The 19675-nt window shown below is 77.3% G+C and carries 12 protein-coding genes and 2 pseudogenes; 9 read left to right on the forward strand and 5 right to left on the reverse strand.

Annotated elements, in window-relative coordinates; all coding sequences use genetic code 11:
* Positions 1–12 precede the first annotated feature (12 nt).
* The 5 genes from AB0Q99_RS09070 to AB0Q99_RS09090 all read right to left on the reverse strand — a co-directional run bounded on the left by AB0Q99_RS09070 (position 13) and on the right by AB0Q99_RS09090 (position 7943).
* Positions 13–2052, reverse strand: a complete 2040-nt coding sequence (locus tag AB0Q99_RS09070; RefSeq protein WP_363569666.1) for a YcaO-like family protein — start codon at positions 2050–2052, stop codon at positions 13–15.
* Positions 2049–3803, reverse strand: coding sequence for a hypothetical protein (locus AB0Q99_RS09075; protein WP_363569667.1), 1755 nt, complete (start codon positions 3801–3803; stop codon positions 2049–2051). The genes AB0Q99_RS09070 and AB0Q99_RS09075 overlap by 4 nt, the downstream gene beginning before the upstream one ends.
* On the reverse strand, positions 3800–6487 hold the full coding sequence (locus AB0Q99_RS09080) for a lantibiotic dehydratase (protein ID WP_363569668.1): 2688 nt from the start codon (positions 6485–6487) through the stop codon (positions 3800–3802). Before AB0Q99_RS09080 ends, AB0Q99_RS09075 begins: the two co-directional genes overlap by 4 nt.
* Position 6488: 1 nt before the next feature.
* Entirely contained in the window at positions 6489–7517 is a 1029-nt protein-coding gene (locus AB0Q99_RS09085) for a hypothetical protein (RefSeq protein ID WP_363569669.1), read from the reverse strand.
* A 228-nt stretch (positions 7518–7745) separates the two neighbouring features.
* Entirely contained in the window at positions 7746–7943 is a 198-nt protein-coding gene (locus AB0Q99_RS09090) for a hypothetical protein (RefSeq protein WP_363569670.1), read from the reverse strand.
* A gap of 273 nt (positions 7944–8216) precedes the next feature.
* Here AB0Q99_RS09090 and AB0Q99_RS09095 point away from each other — a divergent pair.
* From AB0Q99_RS09095 to AB0Q99_RS09135, 9 genes and pseudogenes are all read left to right on the forward strand, one after another.
* Positions 8217–8840, forward strand: a pseudogene (locus AB0Q99_RS09095) (ATP-binding cassette domain-containing protein); the annotation flags it as partial.
* A 6-nt stretch (positions 8841–8846) separates the two neighbouring features.
* A pseudogene (locus tag AB0Q99_RS09100) lies at positions 8847–9248 on the forward strand (DUF4162 domain-containing protein); the annotation flags it as partial.
* Positions 9245–10006 carry an ABC transporter permease gene (locus AB0Q99_RS09105; RefSeq protein ID WP_363569671.1) on the forward strand — a complete coding sequence of 254 codons (762 nt, stop codon included), beginning with the start codon at positions 9245–9247 and terminating at the stop codon, positions 10004–10006. The pseudogene AB0Q99_RS09100 and the gene AB0Q99_RS09105, both read left to right, overlap by 4 nt.
* Positions 10003–11361: a pitrilysin family protein gene (locus tag AB0Q99_RS09110; protein ID WP_363569672.1), complete on the forward strand. Its 1359-nt coding sequence runs from the start codon at positions 10003–10005 to the stop codon at positions 11359–11361. Before AB0Q99_RS09105 ends, AB0Q99_RS09110 begins: the two co-directional genes overlap by 4 nt.
* Positions 11361–12653, forward strand: coding sequence for an insulinase family protein (locus AB0Q99_RS09115; RefSeq protein WP_363569673.1), 1293 nt, complete (start codon positions 11361–11363; stop codon positions 12651–12653). Before AB0Q99_RS09110 ends, AB0Q99_RS09115 begins: the two co-directional genes overlap by 1 nt.
* A 15-nt stretch (positions 12654–12668) precedes the next feature.
* Entirely contained in the window at positions 12669–13784 is a 1116-nt protein-coding gene (locus AB0Q99_RS09120; protein ID WP_363569674.1) for an LLM class flavin-dependent oxidoreductase, read from the forward strand.
* Complete coding sequence (locus AB0Q99_RS09125) at positions 13781–16243, forward strand: hypothetical protein (RefSeq protein WP_363569675.1); 2463 nt, start codon at positions 13781–13783, stop codon at positions 16241–16243. Before AB0Q99_RS09120 ends, AB0Q99_RS09125 begins: the two co-directional genes overlap by 4 nt.
* Positions 16240–18036 carry a hypothetical protein gene (locus AB0Q99_RS09130; RefSeq protein WP_363569676.1) on the forward strand — a complete coding sequence of 599 codons (1797 nt, stop codon included), beginning with the start codon at positions 16240–16242 and terminating at the stop codon, positions 18034–18036. Before AB0Q99_RS09125 ends, AB0Q99_RS09130 begins: the two co-directional genes overlap by 4 nt.
* A complete protein-coding gene (locus tag AB0Q99_RS09135) occupies positions 18033–19583 on the forward strand; it encodes a hypothetical protein (RefSeq protein WP_363569677.1) in 1551 nt (516 codons plus the stop codon). Before AB0Q99_RS09130 ends, AB0Q99_RS09135 begins: the two co-directional genes overlap by 4 nt.
* The last annotated feature ends 92 nt before the right edge of the window (positions 19584–19675 follow it).

Consider the following 19675-nt stretch of genomic DNA (forward strand, 5'->3'; position numbering starts at 1 on the left):
CTCGGCGGGGAGTCAGGGGAACGGGTGCGGGTCCCGCAGCAGTTGGTCGGGGTCCGCGCCGGCGGTGGCGGCGGCGAGCCGCGGCAGCCCGGCGAGGCGCTGGTGGGCCAGCCCGAAGCAGACCGGCACGATGCCCGGCACCACGCACTTCACCACCGCGGTGCCGAGCGCCCGGTGGTCCGGGGTGGACTGGTCGACGGCGAGGATCCCGGTCAGCCCGGCGCGGCGGTAGAGCTCGACGACGAACTCCAGGGCCCCGGTGACGTCCCCGCCCGCGGCCTCGGTCAGCGGGCGCGGCCAGTCGCCGAAGCACTCGCTGAGCGGGCGGACCGGCCCGCCGAGCACCCGCTCCACCCGGGGCAGCAGTTCGGGGAAGGTGAACCGCCGCCAGTGGTGGGCGATCGACTCGACCAGCCACGGGTCCTCGACCATCGGCCGCAGCGGCTCCGGGTCCCAGGCGAGACCGGCCGCCACCAGCTGGGAGAGCTCCCAGAGCGCGGAGCGGACGGCCGCCTCCGGGTCGGGGTGGCAGCCGGCGGTGCTGAAGGAGGCGGGCAGCGCGCGGTCCGGGCGCACCGCGAGCGCCCAGACCACCGGGACGGCCAGGTCGGCGGTCGCGACCAGCAGGTGGACCCGGTAGCCGCGGTCCGAGGCCAGCCGCAGCATGGCGCGGGAGTCCGGGTCGCGGACCGAGGCGGGGTCGATCTCGGGCAGCGGCCGGGCCCCGTGCCAGGCCAGCAGGAAGGCGTCCCGCTCGGCGAGTTCGAGCAGCGAGTGCAGCGCCGCCTCCTCGAAGCTGTTGCCCAGCGCGCTGCCGCTGGAGGACTCCAGGAGGCAGCGGCGCGGCGGTTCCCGACCGGGTTCGGCGCGCAGCCCGTAGCCGTAGCGGTAGAAGCCGGCCTCGGCCGGGACCAGCACCGGCGGACCGCCGTCGAGCGGGCGCGACCACGTCCAGTCCAGCGCGGTGTCCTCGGTCCACGGGCGGACGCGGCTGGTGGCGGCGGCGTACTGACGGTCCGTGTGGACGCCCAGCCGGCGGACGTCCAGGGCCGGGACGCCGAGTTCGGTGAGCCGGCGGCGGGAGACCCCGGGCACGATCGGGGCGGTGTGCGGGTAGCCGCCGAACCGTTCCAGCGCCTCGTACATCCCGATCGCCTCGGCCTCGCGGAAGCGGCTGCCGCGGCCGATGCCCGGCGGCGTCCCGGCCAGCAGCTCGACCTCGGTCATCGGGTACGCCCCGGCCGAGTTGCGGGTCATCCGGACCACCGGTCCGAACCGGGCGTCGGCGATGGTGCGCCGCATCAGCTCGGCGTCGCCGTCGAAGGGGGCGCCCTGGCGGGTCGGCACGGCGGCCCGGGTGGGGCGGCGGGCCAGGGTGAGCGGGGGCGGTCCCGGATCGCCGGGCGCGGCGAGCAGCGGTGCGGCCTCCGGCGCGCACAGGCGGCAGCGGAAGGTCCGGGTGATCCGGTGGCGGGTGACCGCGCCGTCCGCCGAGACGCGGACCAGCTCGCCGGGGGCGAGCGGGGCGCTCGGGTCGAGCAGGGCGCCGACGGCCTCGCCCAGCCACGGCGGGAAGGCCGCCGCGCCGCTGCCGGAGCCGGAGCCGGTCTTGGTGCCGGTGCCGGTGGCGGAGTCGGAGCCGGTCCTGGTGTCGGTACCTGTGCCGGTGGCGCCGGTTCGGAGGGCCGGGCCGCCGGAACGCTCCCGGGCCGCGCGGTCCTGCTCGGGGCGCTGCTCGGCGGGGCCGCGCCGCTGGTCGGCGGCCGCCTGGACGCAGCCGGGGCAGGCCGACCGGCCGTCGACCGGCCACAGCGGGCCGATCTGGGCCTCGGTGGCGAACACCCGGACGGACAGCAGCGGGAGCCGCGCGGTACGGGCGGCGGCCATGGCCCGCCGCTCCCAGCCGTGGTCGAGGTCGGCGCGGGCGGCCAGCAGCAGGCCGGGCCGGGCGGCGGCCCAGCGCTGCCAGGGCCAGTCCGGGGCGCCGGGGCCGATCAGCGCGGCGGGTGCGGGGACGGCGGCGGACTCGGTGGCGGGCGCGGGGGCCGTCATGACAGCCGTACCGGGCCGAGGAACAGGGGGAGTTCGCCGAGCACGCCGTCGTGGCGCAGCCGCTCGCCGCGCAGCGCGCCGCCGCGGTCGGCGGCGGCCCGGCTCAGCTCCGCCGCCAGGGAGCGGACGGCGCCGCCGGGCGCCAGGGCGAGTTCGGCGGTGCCGACGGCCGGACCGACCGGACCTGCGGGGTCGGCGGGCCCGGCCAGCAGCGCCCGGGTCGCCGGATCGGCCTGGGCCTGGGCGACGGCGGCGGCGAGCGCGGTGCGGGTAGCGGCGGTGGGGGAGGGCCCCCACTCGGCCGCCCGGACCTCCCCGTCGGCGTCGGTGACCGCGGTCAACACCCAGGACAGGCCGGGCAGTCGGTGCCGGACCGCCCGTACGTTCCGCCCGAAGTACTCGTCGAGCAGGCTCCACAGGGTGCGCTGCTCGGCGGAGTCCAGGTCCGTCCAGCCGAGGACGGCCTCGGGGGCGAGGGCCAGGGCCTCGGGGCCGAGGACGCGCAGGGCGCCGTCGAGCAGCCAGTGGTCGCGGGTGGCGCCGGCCGCGGGGACGCCGGCGGTCGGGTCCCGGTGGAGGGCGGCGACCCGACGGGCGGCGGCGAGCATGGTGCTCAGCGAGGCCGACGGGCGGTCGGTGCCCCAGCCGGCCACCCGGACCGGCTGCTGCCCGGTGCGGGTACCGACCACGGTCGCGGTGGCCAGCGGGACCGGCACCTGCGGCAGGTCGAGGTCGCGGCCGCGCAGCCACAGGCCGCGGCGCGGGGCCTCCAGCGGCGCCCAGGCCGCGGTGAGCCGCTCGGCGGTGAGCGGCTCCTCGGCGGTCACGGCCCCGGTCGGAGCGGTGACGGCCCCCGTCGGAGCGGTGACGGCCCCGGTCGCGGCGGTGACGGCCTCCCAGCGGGGCAGCGGCGGGTCGGCGGGCGGTGCCAGCGCGGCGCTGCGGGCCTCGCGCCCGTACACGGCGGCCGGCGCGCGGCCCCGGTCCAGGCCGGACAGCTCCCCGAGCGCGGTGTGCGCGGCCAGCGCACCGGCCAGCAGCGCGCTCAGCGGTCGCGGCGCGGCGGACTCCGGGTCGGCTGCGGCCCACCCGGCGGCGCGGTGGACGGCGGCCGCGAAGGCGCCCGTCCCGGCCCCGGCCGCCGTCACGGCGCCGACCACGGCGGTTCGGGCACCCGCGTGGACCGGCAGGACGGCGGCGTCGGAGGGCAGGCCGGCGAGCGCCGCGTCGAGGTCCAGCGGCCGGTCGGCGTCGTCGACCAGCACCGTCAGGGCGTCCGCCGCCCCGCCGGAATCGGCGCGCACCCGCCCGATCCCGTACGCGGCGAGGCTGCGGGTCAGCACCTCCGCCGCCGGGCCGGCGCCGAGCACGGCCACCGTCGCGGCCCGCAGCTCGGCGAGCACCCGGTAGGGGTCGTCGCTGCGCGCCTCCAGGTAGCCGATCACCTCGGCGTGCCGGGCGGCGGCCGCCGGGTCGGGCTCGGGCACGGTGAGCGCGTCGAGGTCGAGCAGCACGTCCTGCGCGAGCAGGGTGCGCAGCACGTGCTCGACCACCGGCCGGGCCGGCTCGCCGCCCAGCGCGGCGATCAGGGCCTCGCTGTCGGTGCCCGCGTCGAGCAGGTCGATGCGGCTGTCCAGGAGCCGGTAGAGGGTGGGCGGGCCGGCCAGGACGAAGGCCTTCCCGGCGCGGGCGAAGTGCACGCCCTGCCGGACGGGCGCGAAGTGCGTGCCGGGGCGGAGCTTGACCCTCACTCGGCACCCCCGAGGCCGGAACCGGCGGCGGACCCGGGTCCGCCCCCCGGGCCGTGCCGCGGATCGCCTTCCGGATCGGGCCGCAGGTCGTACTCCAGCGCCCACTCGAAGGCGTGCACGCCGCCGCGCACCCCGGGCAGCGCCTCCTCCAGGTAGCCGGCCCCGCGCCGCTCCAGGAACCGGGGCAGCACCCGCACCATCAGGGCGCTGGCCAGGTCGACGTACTGCGGCTTCTCCAGCTTGCGGGCCTTGAGGTAGCGGCCGAGCCGGCTGTTGACGTCGTCGTCGCCGGCGCTGCGGCCGGACGGCAGCCCGAGCGGGGTCTTGAGCACGACCTCCTCCGGCACGCCGTGCGCGGCCCGCCAGGCGGTGAGGGCGAGCAACTGCTCGGCGTCGTCGGCCGGTTCGGCGGTCGGCAGGTCGGGTCCGGGGTACCAGCGGCGGCGCTGCAGGACGACGTCGCCGGCCAGCAACCGGGGGTAGGCCGTGGTGGCGTCGGTGCCGCCGAGCGCGGCGTGCAGCTGCCCGACCGGGTCGAAGGCGACCCGGCCGGTGTCGTACAGCCAGACGGCGAGGGTGAGCGGCGCGGGCTGGAGCTCGATCCACTTCATGCCGGTGGAGAGCACCCGCAGCGGGGTGCCGTCCCGGTCGAGCAGGCCGAGGCTGTCCGTCGCGGGGTCGTGGACCAGGCTGACGCCGGTCCACTCGTCCGGGGTGATCACCTCGTCGAGCAGCGGCATCCGGTGGTTGATGTTGGAGCGGTGCAGCCCGCGGTCCTCGGCGAGCCGCAGGCCGTCCGCGCCGAGCAGGTGGCGCAGCCGGGCGGCGACGTGCGCGGGGGCGTCCCCGCCGAGGGCGGCCTGGGCGCCGAGGAAGCGGGTGGCGAGCTGGCCGTGGCCGGTGTAGCAGGCGTTGAGCACCAGCCGGCCGTCGACCGGCTGGACCAGCAGGCCGTACGAGGCGGCGCGCAGCCGGAAGCGTTCGGGCAGGCCGTCGGCGAAGGAGGCCAGCCAGGCGGGGTCGAGGACGGTCTCCTCGCCGGTGGTGTCCCGGATCCGGCGGGCGATCCCGGCGAGGGCGTCCCGGCGGCGTTCCAGCAGCTCGCGCAGCGAGCCGTCGGCCGGGCCCCACGCGGCGGCGCGGTCCCGGGTGAGGTCCAGCTCCCGGGCGCGGACCAGGCCGACCAGCTCCTCGGCGTGGTCGAGCAGGTCGGCCCGGCCGCCGGGGCCGAAGCGGTCGGTGAAGGCGCGGACGAGCAGCGCCCGGATCTCGTGGTGGCGGTCGAAGAGGGACTGGAAGCGGGCGACCCGGCCGAGGTCGGCCAGGGCGTCGCGGTAGCCGTCGGGGGAGACGGTGGCGGGCGGCAGCAGGTAGTCCTCGTTGACGTGGCTGCGGGCGGGGCAGCTGCTCAGCTCGTTCAGCGCCTGCTCGACGGCCCGCACCCGGTGCAGGGCCGCCTGGCGGCCGGCCAGGTTCTCGTGCTCGACCCGGTGCAGCGCGGCGGCCAGCTCGTCGACCAGTTCGGCGGCGCGCGGGTGTCCGGCGCGCAGCAGCTCGGCGGCGGCGGGCAGCGGGTCGGCGCTCTGCTCGTCCAGGGCCGGCGCGGCGACCAGCGCCTGGGCCCGGACCAGCGCGTCGACCACCTCGCGGGCGGCGGCCGGCGGCACGTCGAGGCGGCGGGCGAGCTCGGCGACGAGCACCTCGGTGGAGACCGGCCCGAGGGCGGTGAGGCGCAGGACCGCGTCGAGCCGTTCGTCCACGGCGGTGGCGAGCATCCGGCGGGTGCCGCCGGCGCTGTGGCTGAACCGGACGGTGCCGCCGTCCCGGCGCAGCATCGGGTTGCGCTGGACGGCGGCGGGCGAGGGGGTGCCGTCCGGGGGCAGCAGGATGCCGTTCAGCAGGCCGGAGAGGAGCGCGCGGTCGGGGGTGGCGACGGAGACGGCGCGGCGGCGGTCGAACGGCGGGCGGTCCAGCCGGGGCCCGTCCTCGGACCAGGCGGCGAAGCCGACGGCGGTGAGCCGGGAGAGCGGGCTGACCCGGACCTGGGCCCGGGCGAAGTGCTGGAGGATGCCGCGCTCGGACTTGCGCTGGCGGGTGCCGGGGCGGCCGGGGACGGCCCGGTAGCGCTGGACGGCGTCCAGCACCTGGGGGGAGTTGAGGGCCAGTGAGAGCAGGAACGGTTCGGAGCCGGTCAGTTCGGCGAGCAGGGTGCGTTCCTCGGCGAGGAAGGTGTCCATCCCGGTGCGGATCGCGGTGCGGGCCAGCAGGCTGCGCTCCTGGGCGGCCAGCCAGGCGGCGGCGGTGGGCGGCAGCGCTCCGGGGAGGTCGGCGGGCTCGGGGTCGCGCCGGTTGAACACGGCGCGGCGCAGGGCGATCAGCCGTCGGCGTTCCTTGCCGGCGGCGGTGCCGATGAGCGCGTACAGCTCGTCGCCGGCGGCCTCGGCGAGTGCGGCGCGCTGCTGTTCGGCGCCGTGGAGCGCGCGCAGCGCGGTGCGCAGGGCGGGGCCGGCCAGCCGCCGGCCGGGGGTGGGGTTGATCCGGACCATGGGGTGGTCGGCGAGGACGAACGCGCCCTCCGGGCCGGTCGGCTCGGGGCCGGCGGCGGTCCGGAGGAGGTCCGCCGCGGGCCGGGCGGGGCCGGTGGCGGTCCCGGCGGCGGACCGGGTGAGGTCGGCGAGCGTCATGTCAGGCCAGCTCCCTGCTGAAGTCGCGGAGGCGTTCCACGGACGACTGTCCGGTGATCAGATCGGTCGCCTCGCCGAGTCCGTAGCAGAGGTAGTAGCGCTGCACGGGGGTGATGCCGAAGCAGGTGAGCGAGGTGTACAGCACGTTGAGGACGACGCGGTGCGCGATGTGCCGGTAGGAGGGGCGGAACAGCAGCCCGCTGTCCAGCACTTCGGCGATGAAGGGGCTGCGCACGGGGGTGCCCAGCGGCGGCTCCGAGACGTCCCCGGCCGCGCCCTGCAGGGTGCGTTCGTCGATCAGGCCGCTCGCGGTCAGCGCCTCGGCGACACCCCAGGCGTAGTACAGGGCGCGCTGCCACAGCAGCAGCGTCCCGTTGGTGACGGGCGCGGTCAGCGCGTCCTCGAAGAGCGCGCGGTCGGCGGCGAAGCGCTCGGCGAAGCGGGCCCGCAGGTCGACGTGGTTGCCGGTGGCCGAGGCGATGCCCTCGGCGTGCGAGCGGTACGGCAGCGCGCCGGCGCTGATGCCGCGCGGGTGGGCCCGGGCCAGCAGCGCCATCACCCGGGCGAGGTGCGGCAGCAGGTCGCCGTCGGGGGTGTGCGCGGAGGCGAGCACGGGCTCCAGGAAGCGGCCGGCGATCTGGTCGACGGCCTGGGCGAGAGCGGCCGGGTCGGGCTTGGGCCGGTGCGGGGCGATCTCGACGTGGCCCTGCCGGTACCGGGGCAGCAGCTCGGCCGAGACGTTCTCCCAGCGGGCGAGCTGCTCGGCGCGCCGCAGGTACGCGGCCTCGTCGGGGGCCTCGGCCCCCAGGGCGAGCGCCCGCCGGCCGGCTTCGGCGGCGAACCCGGCGGGTTCGACCGGCCGTTCGCCGTAGGGGCGGGCGACCACCTGCAGGTGGGAGCCGTTCAGCCAGCCCCGGCGGAGGTGGACCACGGGCAGCTGCTGCGAGTCCCTCAGCGCGGCCAGTGGCCCGCCGATCTCCCGCAGCAGCGCCCGCGGATTCTCCGAGTAGTCGAATATGCGAATGGCCACGCCCGGATCGATTGTTCTCATGACGACTCCAGGAATTACACGATTCGATTCACCAGCTGAAGCTGGATCGGCGCCCGTCGCTGGCCTCGGGGATTGTCACCGGAATGTTCTCCGACGTCTGGCTGTGAGCCGCCGAGACGGTTGTTCAGCCGGCTTTGGGGCCGGTTTTCGAGCTGGTTCTCGGGCCGGTCGTGAAACCGGTCGTGAAACCGGTCGCGGGACCGGCTGTCAGCAGCAGGAGGACGACGTCGACAGCGAGCCGCTGCCGTTGAGCGAGTCCTCGGTCAGGATCTCCTCGCCGTCCTCGGTGTACAGGACGACGACGACGAACGACGCGCCCATGTCGGGCAGCGCGACGGCGTCGTTGGCGTCCAGGACGCTGAGCTCGTTGATGTCGAAGGAACCGAAGTCGACCGCAGTGGCCATGGTTTTTCTCCTGTCGGATCTCGGTGTGGTGTCCGGTGACGAGCCATGAGCATGGTGGCCGCAACGGCCCCGCCGCAAGGGTTTCCGGGCGGCAGCAAAGTGCCGTGCCGGCCGCGCTGGCAGCTTCGTGTCAGGGCCCGGGAATTTGCTTTCCCGCTCTGGACCGGGGCTCCTCCGGTCGGGCAGCGTGAGGGCGTTTTCCGAGCCCGAGATCGGAGGGACAGTGTGATCAGCGCGCAGGGCCTCGCCCGCTCGTACCGCACCAGGACCGGCATGGTGGAGGCCGTCAAGGGCGTCGACCTCGACGTGGCCGAGGGGGAGGTGGTGGCCTTCCTGGGGCCGAACGGCGCCGGCAAGACGACCACCGTCCGGATGCTCACCACGCTGCTCGGACCCACCGCCGGCACCGCCCGGGTCGCGGGCCACGACGTGGTCTCCGAGCGCGCCGCGGTGCGGCGGCGGATCGGCTACGTCCCGCAGTCCACCGCGCCGAGCGACCACCGCATCCTGGACGAACTGGTCGTCCAGGGCCGGCTGCACGGCCTGACGGCCGCCCGGGCCGCGGCCCGGGCCGGGGAACTGGCCGAGACCTTCGAGCTCACCGCTTTCCTCGACCGCAGCCCGGCCAAGCTGTCCGGCGGCCAGCGGCGGCGCTTCGAGCTCGCGCTCGGCCTGGTCAACGATCCGGCGGTGCTCTTCCTGGACGAGCCCACCGCGGGCCTGGACCCGCAGAGCCGCGCCAACCTCTGGGACCACGTCCGCGCACTGCGTGCCGCCCACGGCACCACCGTGTTCCTGAGCACCCACTACCTGGACGAGGCGGACGTGCTCGCCGACCGGATCATCGTGCTGGACGGCGGCCGGGTGATCGCCTCGGACACCGCCGAAGCGCTCAAGGGCGGCCTCGGCGGCGACGTGGTCGTCCTGGAGACCGAGCAGATCAGCGACACGGCGGGTGTGGTCGCCCGGGTGGTGCCCGGCTCGGACCTCGACACCCGGCCCGGTGCGGTGCAGTTCCACGTCGCCCACGCGCAGCGGCTGCTGCCCGAACTGATGCGCGAACTCGACCGGGCCGGCGTCGAGTTGCAGTCGGTCGCGGTCAAGCGGCCGAGCCTGGACGACGTCTTCCTGCGGCTGACCGGGCGTTCGCTGCGCGAGGAGGGCCTGCCCGCGGGCGGGCCGGCCGAGGAGGCCCCGTCCGGCGCGACCGCCGCGTCCGGAGCGACCGCCGAGACCACCGAGACCGCCGAGACCCCCGCGCCCGCCGCGACCGACCCGCGCCCCACCGAGGTGACCTCCGCATGACCACCGCCGCCACCACCTGGATCATCTTCCGCCGCTCGATGCGCCACACCCTGCGCAACCCCGCCTGGGTCGTCTTCGGGCTGATGCAACCGCTGCTCTACCTGGTGCTGTTCGGCCCGCTGCTCACCCGGCTCGGCGGCGCCCCCGGCTTCGGCGGCGGCAACAGCTGGCGGATCTTCGTTCCCGGCCTGCTGGTCCAGCAGTGCATGTTCGCCGCCGTCTTCGTGGGCTTCGGGATCATCTCCGAGATCCGCTCCGGCGCGATCGACCGGATGAAGGTCACCGCGGCCGGTGAACTCGGCCTGCTGCTGGGCCGGATGGTCCGCGACACCGTGGTGCTCACCGTCCAGGCGGCCCTGCTGGTGTCCGGCGCGCTGCTGGCCGGGCTGCGTGCCTCCTTCGGCGGCGTGCTGCTCGCCTTCGCCCTGCTGGCCGTCCTCGGACTGGCCGTCTCCGGGCTCGCCTACGGTCTGGCGCTGCTGCTGAAGTCCGAGGAGGCGTACGGCCAGACGCTGAACACCCTGATGCTGCCCACCCTGCTGCTCTCCGGGGTGCTGCTGCCGCTGGCGCTCGCCCCGGGCTGGCTGGCGGGCCTGGCGAAGGCCAACCCGCTCTCCCACGTGGTCACCGCCGAACGCGCGCTGTTCGCCGGGGAGTTGACCTCCTCCGACACCGTGGTGGGCGCCCTGGTGGCGCTCGCCCTGGCCGGCCTGACCACCTGGTTCGGCCTCAAGGCCATCCGGAGCAACGGGTCATGACGGCACCCACCGCGGGCCTGACGGCGGAACCCACCGCGGACCTCGCCGCGGACACAGCCGCGGACACCACCTCGCTGCCCGTCGCACCGCCCGTCGCCCGCCCGGTGCGGTACCGGCTCGGCAACGGCCTGCGCCTGGTGGCCCTGCACGACCCGGGCAGCCGGGCCGTGGGCGTCGCCGTGGCGTACGGGGTCGGCTACCGCTCGGAGACCCGCTCCGGCTTCGCCCACCTCTTCGAGCACATGATGTTCCAGGGCGGCGCCCGGCTGCCCGCCCAGGCCCACGCCAGGCTGGTGCAGTCCCGGGGCGGGGCGTTCAACGGCACCACCTACCGCGACCACACCGCGTACTACCAGGCCCTGCCCGCCGAGGAGACGGAGCTCGGCCTGTTCCTGGAGGCGGACCGGATGGCCGCCCCGGCACTCACCGCCGAGAAGCTCGCCCGCCAGGTCGAGGTGATCGGCGAGGAGATCCGCCGCACCGTCCACAACCGCCCCTACGGCGGCTTCCCCACCTTCCAGCTGCCGGCCGCCGCCTTCGACCGCTTCGCCAACTCCCACGACGGCTTCGGCGACACCGCGTCGCTGGGCGAGGCCACGGTCGAGGACTGCGCCGCCTTCTTCGACACCCACTACGCGCCCGGCAACGCGGTGCTCGCGGTCTGCGGCCCGGTCCCGCCGGAGCGGGTCGCCGAACTCGCCGAGCGGCACTTCGGCCCGATCGCCGCCCGGCCGGTCCCGCCCCGGCCGGACCTGTCCGAGCCCGCGTGGACGGCCGACCGCACCGTCGAACGCACCGACCGGCTCGCCCCCGTCCCCGCCCTGGCCCTCGGCTGGCGGCTCCCGCCGGCCGGCGGCCGGGCGCACCTGGCGGCGGTGCTGCTGGCCGGGCTGCTCGGCGACGCGGACGCCGGCCGGCTGCGCCGACGGCTGGTCCGGGAGCGGCGGATGGCCGGCCAGGCCATCGCGATGGCCGGTCTGACCGGCCCGTTCGAGTCCGCGGACCCGGACCTCTTCCTGGTCAACGCGGTCTGCACGCCCGGCGTCCCGGTCGCCGCGGTCGAGGAGGCCGCCGCCGAGGAGCTCTCCGCGCTCGCCGCCGACGGGCCGGACGAGCAGGAACTGCGGCGCGCCGTCCGCAAGTTGTCGGCGGCCTGGTACCGCGACACCGACTCGGCCGGCTCCCGGGCCCGCCGCCTGGCCGGGTACGAACTGCTGCACGACGACGCCGCACTGGTGGCGGAGGCCCCGGACCGGCTCGCCTCGGTCACCGCCGAGGAGGTGCGCGCGGTCGCCGACACGATGGTCCGCGGCCACCGGACGTCCCTGCACCTGCTGCCCGCCACGGAGTCCTGATGACCGTCGAGACCCTGCCGCCGCTCCCGGCGCCGGGCCCGCCCCCGCCGATCGCCGAACCGGACCTCGTCGACGTCGAACTGCCCACCGGGCTGCGCCTGGTCGCCGTCCGCCGGCCGACCGTCCCGCTGGTGCAGCTGCGCCTCGGGGTGCCCTTCGGCGGGGCGACGCCCGCCCACACCGCCGCCGCCGAACTGCTCGCCGCCACCCTGACGGCCGGCACGGCAGCGCGCGACCGGGCCGCGCTGGACGGCCGACTGGCCGACAGCGGAGGCACGTTGCGCACCGTCGTCGGCCCGGAGACGCTCCGGGTCAGCGGCCAGGCGCTCGCCGCGGCCCTGCCCGGGCTGCTCGCCGTGCTCGCCGACTGCCTGGCCGGCGCCGCCTACCCCGCCGCCGTGGTGGAGGCCGAACGGGCCCGGCTGCTCGACCGGGTCCGGATCACCGAGGCGATGCCCGCCCGCGCGGCCCGCACCGCCCTGCTGCGGCACTGCTTCGGCGACCACCCGGCCACCCGGGAGACCCCGGCCGCGGCGGAGGTGGCCGCCGTCCGGGCGGACGACCTGGCCGCGCTGCACCGCAGCCACCTGGTGCCCCGGGGCTCCGTCCTGGTCCTGGTCGGCGACCTCGACCCGGCCGCCACCGCCGAGCTGGCCGCCCGGCTGTTCGACGGCTGGCGGGCACCCGGCCCGGTCAGCCGCCCCGAGCCGCTGCCGCCGGTCAAGGGCGACGGCGAGCCCGTCGTCGTCCACCGCCCGGGCCTGCGCCAGTGCGAGGCCCGGTTCGCCACCGACGGCCTGCCCCCGGACCACCCCGGACGCGCCGCCCTGCACCTCGCCGAACAGGTCTTCGGCGGCTCGTTCTCCGCCCGGCTGACCCAGCACCTGCGCGAACGCCGGGGCTGGATCTACAGCGGGCACTCCGCCGTCGAACCGCGCCTGAGCTCCACCCTGGTCACCCTGCAGTTCGCCAGCGGCCCGCAGCACGCCCGGGCCGCCGTCGAGGAGACCCTCGACGAACTCGGCCGGCTGTCCGGTGACCGGCCGCCCACCGCCGAGGAGATCGCCGACGCCCGCGGCCACGCCGCCGGCCTCGCCGCCATCACCGCCTCCACCCAGGCGGGCCTCGCCGACGCGCTGCACACCGCCGTACTCGCCGGGCTCGGCCCGCACTGGCCCGCCCACCACGCGGACCGCCTGCGCACCGTCCCCGACGACGAGGTGCGCGCGGCCGCCGCCCGTCTGCGCCCCGAATCCTTCGCCGTCGTCCTGCTCGCCCCCGAGCCGGCCTGAACCCACGGAGCTCCCATGCGCTTCGGCGTCTCCTTCCTGCCCGACGCCTCCCCCGAGACCAAGTCGCCCGGCGACTACTACGCCGAGGTGTTCGCGCTCTGCCGCACCGCCGACCTGGCCGGTCTCGACTACGTCAAGATGACCGAGCACTACCTGCACCCGTACGGCGGCTACTGCCCCAGCCCGCTCACCTTCCTGGCCGCGGTCGCCGCCCAGACCACCGACATCCGGCTGATCACCGGCTGCACCCTGCCGGTCTTCCACCACCCGGTGAAGCTCGCCTCGTACATCGCCATGGTCGACGCGATCAGCCGCGGCCGGCTGGAGGTCGGCTTCGCCCGCGCCTACCTGCCGCACGAGTTCGAGACCTTCCAGATCCCGATGGACGGCAGCCGCGAACGCTTCGAGGCCACCATCGCCGCCGTCCACCGGCTGCTCACCGAGGAGCGGGTCACCGAGGACACCCCGTACTTCCGCTTCCGCGACGCCACCGTCCTGCCCCGGCCCACCCAGGCCCCCCGCCCGCCGTTCTGGGTCGCGGCCGTGCAGACCCCGGCCAGCTTCCAGCGCATCGGCGAACTCGGGCACGGCCTGCTGATCACGCCGACCGGGCGGCACTTCGACACCTCGCTGGTCGACCGCTACCGCGAGTCCTTCGCCGCCCACCACCCCGGCGAGCGGCCGCGGGTGATGGCCAGCCTGCCGCTGCTGGTCGCCGAGACCGACCAGAAGGCCCGGGAGATCGCCGACCCGTACCTCGACCAGTACCTCCGGGTCTGGGGCTCCGCGCTGGACACCTGGGACGACACCGTCTCCACCGACTACGCCCAGTACACCGGGCTCGGCAGCGTGGTGCGCACCATGACGGCCAAGGACCTGCGCTCCACCGACACCGCCTTCGTCGGCTCGCCCGAGCACATCGCCGACCTGGTCGGGCGGTTCGACGAGCGGATCGGGCTGGACGGCATCCTGTGGCAGGTCGACTTCGGCGGGCTCGGCGGCGCGGACGCCGAGCGGAGCCTCGACCTGTTCGTCGAGCGGGTGCGGCCGCAGTTCACCGGGGCGGTCGCTTCGGTCGGTGCCCCCGCGGGAGTCGCCGGAACTGCGGGAGTCGCCGGGGTCGCGGGATGAGCGGCGCCCTCGCCCCCGCGTCGACGGCCCGGCCGTCCGTGCTCGCCGACCCGCTCGTGGTCCTGACCGACCGGCTGCCGGCCCGCCGGATCTCCGCCCGCCGTCTGCGTGCCGCGCTGCGCGCGCTGGCCCTGGCCGCCGTCCCGAACGGCGTTCCGGGCGGAACACCCGACGGTGTCCCGGGCGGTGCCCCCGACGGCGCCGCCCGCGCCGAACGCGCCGTGCTGGACCGGTACGGCGCCGCGCTCGACGCCGAACGCGAAGCCGTGCGCCGTGCCGCCGCCGACGAGCGCTTCCGCGCCCCCGCCGCGTTCGACCCGGACGGCACCGCGCAGGCCGTCGCCGCCTGTCTGGCCGGCGACGCCGCGGGGGAGGAGCGGCTGGCCGAGGCCATCGCCCGCGCCCTGCACCGCGGCGGCCCGCCCACCGGGCACACCGCGCTGGCCCTCGGGCACTGGGCCGCCGACACCGAGGCCGACGCCGACGCCGACGCCGACGCCGAGGCCGGCACCGACACCGACACCGACACCGCCGTACCCGGCCCGGATCCGGACGGCGGCCGGTCCGCGCTCGGCCTCGACCGCACCCTGGTGTCGCTGGCCGCCAGCACCCTGCTCCACCCCCCGACCGGCACCGCCCTGCCCCCGACCCTGCGCCCCAACTGGACCCTGCGCCAGGTCCGCGCCCAGGCCCGCTTCCACCGCCGGGACGGAGAGCAACTGCGCCTGGTCGCCGTCCCGGTCACCCGGCGGATCCGGCTGCTGCTGACCCTGCTGGAGTCCGGCGCGCTGCCCACCGGCCGTCTGATCGCCGAACTCACCGCCCGCCTGGACGGCGACGCGGCGGGCGCCGAGCAGACCGTCCATGACGCCGTCCGGGCCCAACTGCTCGTCGCCGGACCGGTGTTCGACGAACAGGCCGCCGATCCGCTGGCCGAGGCCACCGCCCTCGCCGCCGACCGGGACCACCCCGCCGCCCCGGTGCTGGCCGCGATCCGGGCCGAACTCGACGCCGCCCGCGCCGCCGACTCCGTCCGCCGGGCCGAGGCCGTCCAGCACCTCAAGCCGCTCCAGGCGCGGTTGAACCGGCTGCTGACCCACCCGATCCGCCTGCACGCCGTCGAGGAGCACACCCTCCCACCGGTCGCCGTCGCCCCCGGCCGCTACCGGGACGCCCTCGCCGACCTCGCCGCCATCACCGCCTGGGCCGCCCTCTTCGACCGGGTGCACGAGGCCCGGGCGATGCTCACCACGGCCTTCGTGGACCGCTTCGGCCCCGGCGCGCACGTCCCCCTCGTCGACCACGCAGCCGACCTGGTCACCATGGTCGGCCGCCGCGCACTCCTGCTGGACGAGCGGAACGCCGCCGACTTCGGCCCCGCCGACGGCTCGCTCGCCGAGCTGCTGCGGCTGCGCGCCGACTCCCTCCGGCACGTCACCGCCGGCATCCTCGCCGCCGACGGCGAGGCCCGCCTCGCCCCCGGCCCGCTCGCCGCCCATGCCGAGCGGCTGCCCGAGCGCTTCCGCCGCCCGACCGCCGACTACGCGGTGCTCGTCCGCCCCGGCGGCGCCGGGCTGCTCACCGTCGAGGCGATCCACCCGGCCGAGGCGTCCCCCGCCCTCCGGCTGGCCGACCGGGCCGGGCTGGAGCGCACCGGCGCCCGGCTCGCCGCCCGGGCGGCCGCCCACGGCACCGTCCTGGTGGAGGACCGCGGCCTGCACGGCGTCGGCCACCACCACCGCCCCGCCGTCCCGGGCGCCGCCCCCTTCGGTGCCGAGGACTGGCTGCACGTCACCCTGGCCCACCGCCGGGACACCGACGAACTGGAGCTGCTGGACCGTTCCGGCCGGCCGGTCCAGGTGCTGTCCGCCGCCCACGCCCAGCCCGAGCGGTTGCCCGCCCCGCTGAAGATCGCCCTCTGGCTGCACGGCGCCGGCCGCCCCGCGCTCGACCCGCTGGGCACGGCCGCCGCCGTCCTGCGCGAGCGCGGCGCCACCGACACCCTCGCCCTGCCCCGGCTGCGGGTCGGCCGGGTGGTCCTGCAACCCGCCCGCTGGTACCCCGGTGCGGACCTGCCGCAGCCCGCCGGACCGGTCGCCGGGCCCGCCGACCTCACCGCCCTCGCCCGCTGGCGCGGACGGCACGGGGTGCCGGACGAACTGGTCGCGGTCGGCCCGCTGCCCGAGGAGGCGGGCGACCCGGGCGTGCCCGGCTTCTCGCCCGCCGACCAGGCCCCGCCGCGCCGCCGCCGCTACGTCGACCTGGCGAGCGCCCTGCTGGCGTCCGGCGTCTCCGTCGTCGGCGCTGGGGCGGCGAACACCGCGGGCTGGCTGGAGGAGGCCCTTCCGGGCGTCGGCCCCGGCCACGGCACCGCCTGGATGCTGGAGTACCGGTCCTGGTCCGACGGACCGGACCGGGGCGAGGGACCGGACCGGACCGACCGGACGGAGCGGGGATGAGGGCACGACTGCGCCCGGGCACCCACTTCCTCCCCACCACCAAGGGCCTGCGCTGCCTGCGCGGGGAGCACTCCGTCCTGCTGGCCGGTCCGCCCGCCCTCCACCGGCTGGTGGACGGCCTGCTGGCCGAGCTCTGCGACGGCGCCGACACCGACACCCTGGTCGCCCGCCTCGGCGACGAGTCCGCCCGGCCGGTGCTCGACCGTCTGCTGCACGCGCTGGTCGAGCACGGCCTGATGTTCGACCTCGACGCGGGCGGCCCGGTGCCCGACCCGGCCACCGCGGCCCGCTTCGAGGACGTGCTGGCGCACCTGGAGGAGCACTGCGCCGATCCGTACGCGGCCTTCGCCCGGTTGCGCCGCGCCGGCGTCCGGGTGCTCGGCGACACCCCGGAGGGCGCACCCGCCGTCGCGAGCGCCGTCCGCTCCCTGGCGGCCCACGCGATCGGCGCCGGTGAGCCTGGTGCCGATGCGATCGGCACCGACGAGCCAGGCACCGACGAGCCCGGCACCGACGAGCCCGAGCCGCTTCCGGACGCGGCGATCGCCGTCGTCCGCGACCCGGCCGACCTCCCCGCCCAGCTCGCCGCGCTCCCGCCCGGCACCCCGTACGTCCCCGTGCTGACCGCACCCGGCCGGATCCTGGTCGGCCCGGTCCTGCCCGCCGGCGAGCGGGCGGAGCGCTTCGAGCACGCCGTCGCCCGGGCCGACGCCTGGCGCGAACTCGACCCGCTCGGCCCGCCGCCGGCGCGGCTCGGCGCGGCCCTGGCCGGCGCCCTCGCCGCCCGCCGCCTGCTGGACCTGCTGGCCGGTACCGGCCGGGACGACGGCGCGCTCCTGCTGGTCCACGGCCGTACGGCGGAGACCACCCGGATCGACCTCGCCCCCGCCCCCGCTCAGGCCGCCACCGAAGTCGACCTGACGATCCATCAACTCCTCGATGTGGAAACCCATCCGGACCCGACCGCGGAAAGCCTGGCCGTCGCCGCGGAGCGCCTCACCACCCCCTGGACCGGCCTCGCCCGCGGCCCCGAACCCGGCGACACCCCGGTCCTCCCCTTCCACCTCGCGGCCTTCCACCCCCTCGCACCCCCGGCCGCCGGGCCGCTCACCGGCTGGGGCACCGACCCTGCGGAGGCCAGGACCGACGGCCTGCTGCGGGTCCTGCGCCACACCGTCGCCGCCGACCCGCTCGCCGCCCGCCCGCCCGCCGCCGACCCGCCCGCCGCGCCCTGGAGCCCCGGTGCCGGCACCGGCGCACACCGCTGGCTGCTCGATGGCCTGCTGCGCCTGATCGGCCGTGAACTGACCCTCGCCCACGCCGGTTCGGCACTCTCCTGGGAGCAGCTGCCGCCCGCCGCCCGCGGCCGCTGGCGCGCCCTGGACGACTGGTACGACCGACCGTCGGTGCTGCTGGGTCACACCGCGCCCGGCCTCGACTGGTGCGTGGTCTCGGTGCGCGCGGCCGACGGCGAGGTGCTGGCCGCCGAGTGGGGTCCGTCACCCGCCACCGCCGCCCACCACGCCCTCGGCGAAGCCCTCGCCGGCCTCCAGCGGGGCGCCAAGCCTGGCCCGCCCGGCGCCGCGTTCCCGGTCACCGGCACCCGGGCGCTCGAACACACGGCGGCCGACCGCCTGGGCGGCCTGTTCGACCGGCTGACCGGGTCGAGCCCGCTGGCCGGGCGAACCGTCGCCGCCCGCCGCCTGTCGGCCGACCCGGCCGCCGGCCCGCTGCCCGACGCCCTGGCCTGCGGCCGGGTGTGGCTCGCCGAACCCCCGCGGAGGACCCCGTGACGACCTCGACCGACGTGCTGCGCTTCGCCCTCCGCCAGGGCCCGCTGCGCGGCCTGCTGCACACCCCCGTCGAGGTCGACGAACGCGTCCCGACCACGGCCCTGCTGCCGCCCGCCGCCGCCAGGACCGACCGGGGCCGCCCGCTGCCGTCCACCGCCCACACCCTGTCGGCCGGGGCCGAGTACCCGGCCGGCCGGCTCTCCCCGGACGGCCCTGACCTCCTCGGCCGCGTCCTCGCCACCGCCTTCGGCGTGCTGCGCCGCGAACCCTCCAACCCGGCCAACGACCACCGGGTGACGGCCTCGGTGCGCAGCAAGTTCCCGGTCCACGTCCTGGTGGTCCCGCCCGGCGCCGACCACCCGGGCTACCTCGACCCGTACCGCCACGCGCTGGTCGACCTCGCGCTCGACGCCCCGGTCCTGGCCGGCCCGGTGGCCGCCCTCCGCCCGGCCGCCGGCGACGCCGTCGTCCTGCTCGCCGCCCGCCACACCGACCTCCCGACGGCGTACGGCGCCCTGCGCTGCGCACTCGGGGACCTGGAGACGGGCATCCAGCTGCGCAGCCTGCTGGTCACGGCGGAACTGTTCGGCGTCCGGGCGAGCGTGGCCACCACCGGCCCGGCGGTGTCAGCGGCGGCCGAGCTCAACGCGGCTACCGGCCCCGGCAGTTGGGGCGCTCCGGTGGTGGTCGTCCTGCACGGCGTCGGCGCCCCGGCCGGGTCGGCCGACCTCGACCCGGCCGGCGGCGGCGCGGACGCCGCGGGCGACGAACGGCTGCGCGTCGAGTCGCTCCACCCCTCGCTCGCCGAGTGCGCGGTGGCCATCCGCCCCCGCCTGGAACGCCCCCGCCCGGAACGTCCGCACGGCCTGGGTCCGGGCCCGGCCGAGACCACCGGCCCGGCGATCCCCGCCCTCCCCGCGCCCCCCGGCGGCGGCCCCGGCTGGGAGCGGGTCTGGTGGAACCGCTCCGCCGGCCGCGTCCCGGCCCCCCTGAGCGGCTTCTCGGCCCGCCCGGTCACCCGGGGCGAGGACTGCCTGCGCGACCTGCTCGCCTGGTCCGCCGTCCCCGCCCCCGACGGCCCGCTGCGCGAGGTCGCCGAACGCGTCCGGCTCACCCTGGTCCCGCAGGGACTGGCCGGCCTGCCGGTCGGCCGCTACGGCGTCTCCGACGGCCGCCTCACCGCGCGGGCACTCGACCCGACCCTCCCGCGCCGCATCGAGCAGGGCTTCGGCTACCCGCTGTCCGCCACCAACGACTGCGGCGTCCGGCACGCCCTCGCCGTCCTGGTGCTCTCCGCCGACCTCGGCTCGATCGTCCGCGACCTCGGCCCGGCCGCCTGGGGCCTGCTCCAGGTCTGGTGCGGCTGGGCCGCCCACGGCGTCAGCCTCGCCGCCGCCGCCCACGACCTCTTCGCCCGCCCCGCCCGCTCCTACGACGAGCACCACCTCTCCGCCCTCCTCGACCTCCCCCGCCAGGAGTCCCCGGTCCTCCTCCTCGTCTGCGGCAAGTCCCGCTACACCGAACCCGCCCTCGACCTCCGCACCTGACACCACCCACCCCACGACCCCGAAGCCCCTGGCCCCGGCCACCAGGAGCCCCCGCCACCCGCAGCCGGTTCGACCGACATCGGCAAGACCGG

This window comes from Kitasatospora sp. NPDC086791, from assembly GCF_040685975.1.
Taxonomy (GTDB): domain Bacteria; phylum Actinomycetota; class Actinomycetes; order Streptomycetales; family Streptomycetaceae; genus Kitasatospora.

Excerpts from the sequence above, each read along its gene's own strand:
- AB0Q99_RS09090 (WP_363569670.1), bottom strand. The coding sequence starts at position 7,943 with ATGGCCACTGCGGTCGACTTCGGTTCCTTCGACATCAACGAGCTCAGC.
- AB0Q99_RS09125 (WP_363569675.1), top strand. The coding sequence starts at position 13,781 with ATGAGCGGCGCCCTCGCCCCCGCGTCGACGGCCCGGCCGTCCGTGCTC.
- AB0Q99_RS09105 (WP_363569671.1), top strand. The coding sequence starts at position 9,245 with ATGACCACCGCCGCCACCACCTGGATCATCTTCCGCCGCTCGATGCGC.
- AB0Q99_RS09120 (WP_363569674.1), top strand. The coding sequence starts at position 12,669 with ATGCGCTTCGGCGTCTCCTTCCTGCCCGACGCCTCCCCCGAGACCAAG.
- AB0Q99_RS09080 (WP_363569668.1), bottom strand. The coding sequence starts at position 6,487 with ATGACGCTCGCCGACCTCACCCGGTCCGCCGCCGGGACCGCCACCGGC.
- AB0Q99_RS09110 (WP_363569672.1), top strand. The coding sequence starts at position 10,003 with ATGACGGCACCCACCGCGGGCCTGACGGCGGAACCCACCGCGGACCTC.
- AB0Q99_RS09130 (WP_363569676.1), top strand. The coding sequence starts at position 16,240 with ATGAGGGCACGACTGCGCCCGGGCACCCACTTCCTCCCCACCACCAAG.
- AB0Q99_RS09115 (WP_363569673.1), top strand. The coding sequence starts at position 11,361 with ATGACCGTCGAGACCCTGCCGCCGCTCCCGGCGCCGGGCCCGCCCCCG.
- AB0Q99_RS09070 (WP_363569666.1), bottom strand. The coding sequence starts at position 2,052 with ATGACGGCCCCCGCGCCCGCCACCGAGTCCGCCGCCGTCCCCGCACCC.